This is a genomic window from Oleiphilus sp. HI0061 (assembly GCF_001635675.1).
Genome location: NZ_LWFE01001093.1, coordinates 1 through 3,022 on the forward strand (window position 1 = coordinate 1; position 3,022 = coordinate 3,022).

Consider the following 3,022-nt stretch of genomic DNA (forward strand, 5'->3'; position numbering starts at 1 on the left):
ATACCGGCTGCTATAAGTTTCTTTTCTAAAGCTGGTCCAACACCATTGAGTGCAGTCAATTTCAACGGAGACTTTGTAGCAGGAGCTGCTTTCTTAGCTGGAGTCGCTTTCTTAGCNGGAGCTGCTTTCTTAGCTGGAGTCGCTTTCTTAGCCGGAGCTNCTTTCTTAGCTGGAGTCGCTTTCTTAGCCGGAGCTGCTTTTTTAGCCGGAGCTGCTTTCTTAGCCGGAGCCGCTTTCTTCGCAGGAGCCTTTGCTTCGACGCCTATTTTTTCAAGGAGTTGAGACTGTAGCTCATGAAACTCATCCAGGCGCTTGTCAAACTCCTTCTGAAAGCGGTTCATTTCTTTGTCGCGAAGCTTATCCAGATCTTCAACTACTTTCTTGATCGGCTCTTGAACTTGAGACTGCAAGCTTTCAAGTTGTTTGAACGCATCGTTAATCAATTGATTAAAATGATCGGATGTCTTCTCGAACTCTTTATTAAAGCGATTAAGTACTTTATCTAAACCAAATTTATCTTTACTAGTCATCTGATAAGCTCCTGCTAGGAAGGGCAACTAAATTCAAGTCTTAGTCTAGCTTATCTGTCGCAATATGGTAGTTCGGATCTTCTATCACGTTGACTTCGATCAAATCACCGGCGTTTTTAAGCAAGCTTCTACATTCCGGGCTTAGATGGCGAATGTGTAAAGTCTTGTTTGCGTTCAGGTAGCGCTCGGCTAGTGTGTCGATCGCCTCAATGCCTGAGTGGTCGTATACTCTGGATTGAGCGAAGTCGATAATAATGTCGTCGTTGCCCGCTTGAACATCAAATTGCTCTAGGAAGTTCGCAATTGAACCAAAGAACAGGGGGCCTTCTACTTCGTAGACCGTTGAACCTTCTTCATTCTCTTTCTCGTGAATATACACATGCTTCGCGTGTTCCCAGGCAAAGACGAGCGCGGAAACAATTACACCTACGATTACTGCAATTGCCAAGTCTGTTGCCACTGTGACACCAGATACCAGGATTAATACAAAAGCGTCAGAGCGGGGAACTTTTCGAAGAATTCGGAAGCTGGACCATTCAAAGGTACCGATGACAACGATGAACATAACGCCGACTAGTGCAGCAACGGGGATCTGTTCAATCAGAGGCGCGGCAAATAAGATGAAGCAGAGTAGGAATAAGCCTGCAGATATACCGGACAGTCTGCCGCGACCACCTGAATTAACGTTGATCATGCTTTGGCCGATCATTGCACAGCCACCCATGCCACCGAAGAAACCCGTTACAGTATTTGCCACGCCTTGACCGATACACTCTTGGTTACCTTTACCGTGAGTTTGTGTCATTTCATCGATAAGCGTGAGGGTTAATAGAGATTCAATCAAGCCAATCGCTGCCAATATAAAAGAATAAGGCAAGATGATCCACAATGTCTCCAGAGTGAAAGGCACTGATGGAATGCTAAAACTAGGTAAAGAGCCGGAAATTGATGCAACGTCACCTACCACTCGAGTATCAAGGCCAAAGAAAATGACGACCAAAGAGACAATGACAATGGCTGCCAGTGATGAAGGTATCGCCTTGGTTAATTTGGGTAAGAAATGAATAATAGCCATGGTAGCAAAAACGAGAGTAAGCATTGTGATCATGGCATTACTTTCGAGCCAGGCAATATCAATAATGGAACCTTCTAGTCCTGTTCCTTGCAACCAGCCCGTGCCGTTGTTTTCTCCAAACTGGCTAAGTTGAGCGAGGAAAATCACAATCGCGAGGCCGTTAACGAAGCCAAGCATAACCGGGTGGGGAACCATGCGAATAAACTTGCCTAGTTTTAGCATGCCTGCCGCAATTTGTATGATTCCCATTAAAACTACCGTAGCAAAGAGGTATTCAACACCGTGTTGTGCGACCAGCGATACCATAACAACGGCAAGAGCACCGGTAGCACCCGAAATCATTCCTGGTCGACCACCGATACAAGCCGTAATGAGTCCGACCATGAAAGCAGCATACAAACCAACAATTGGCTCCACGCCTGCAACAAAGGCAAATGCAACAGCTTCAGGGACTAGCGCCAATGCAACGGTTAAGCCGGATAGGACGTCGTTCTTGATACTGAGATGCGAGCTTGCGCGGGGTTCGAACATGAATACCTCTGGTTGAGAGAAGGCTTCTCTCGGTCATTAAAATGTCGTTTAAACGGGGGGGCGGATTATAGGGATTGTTGTGCAGCAATACAAATTTGTGAGTATTGCTGCACACTTTTAGGTCTGTTAAATATTCTTACTTACTTTTACGGGGAGGAAGGCCAGTATGCTGGGTCAGAATCTTTCCCTTTTGATTCTTTCTATTTCCCTGCTTGTTCTTATTTCCTGGTCTTTGAGCCGCTTTTCTATTCTGGCTCATCTTGGCACCTTGCTTAGTACCTTTAACTGGTTGGTTTGGTGGAACGAGATGTTTTTTCCCATAGCCAATCAAATGAGCCTTACCCATCGCTTTAAGCGCTTCTCGCAACAGTGGCCAGTTGTCCGGGTCGTGATATCTCAAAAACGCTTTATGTAGGCGTCGCTGTTTTATGCCCTTGGGAATGGACACCTTTTCTGTCTTGTAATTGATCCGGTGGAGCGGATCTCTCTCGGAATGGTACATGGCGGTGGCGCTAGCCATCGGTGAGGGATAAAAGTTTTGTACCTGATCCGCCCTAAATCCGTTTTCTTTTAACCATAATGCCAAGTTCATCATATCGACATCGCGCGTGCCAGGGTGAGCTGATATGAAGTAAGGAATAAGGTATTGCTTTTTTCCGGCTTCGGCAGAATATTTTTCAAATAGTTCTTTAAAGCGATGATAAGTGCCCATGCCGGGTTTCATCATTTTTGATAAAGGGCCGCTCTCAGTATGTTCCGGTGCAATTTTCAGGTAGCCGCCTACATGGTGTGTAACAAGTTCCTTTATATATTCCGGGTCTTCTACTGCTAGGTCGTAGCGTAAGCCGGAAGCAATAAGTATGCGTTTAATTCCGGGTAGTGTTCT

Annotated in this window: 2 protein-coding genes; both read right to left on the minus strand. The window is 45.7% G+C overall.

What is annotated here, in order from left to right; all coding sequences use genetic code 11:
• Nucleotides 1-570: 570 nt before the first annotated feature.
• Nucleotides 571-2,136 (minus strand): SulP family inorganic anion transporter, encoded by a 1,566-nt coding sequence (locus A3735_RS15595; protein ID WP_068512480.1) that lies wholly within the window; start codon nt 2,134-2,136, stop codon nt 571-573.
• 136 nt (nt 2,137-2,272) lie between these two features.
• Nucleotides 2,273-3,022 (minus strand): DUF3362 domain-containing protein (locus A3735_RS15600; protein WP_156499707.1); only part of this gene is annotated, 750 nt, incomplete at its 5' end.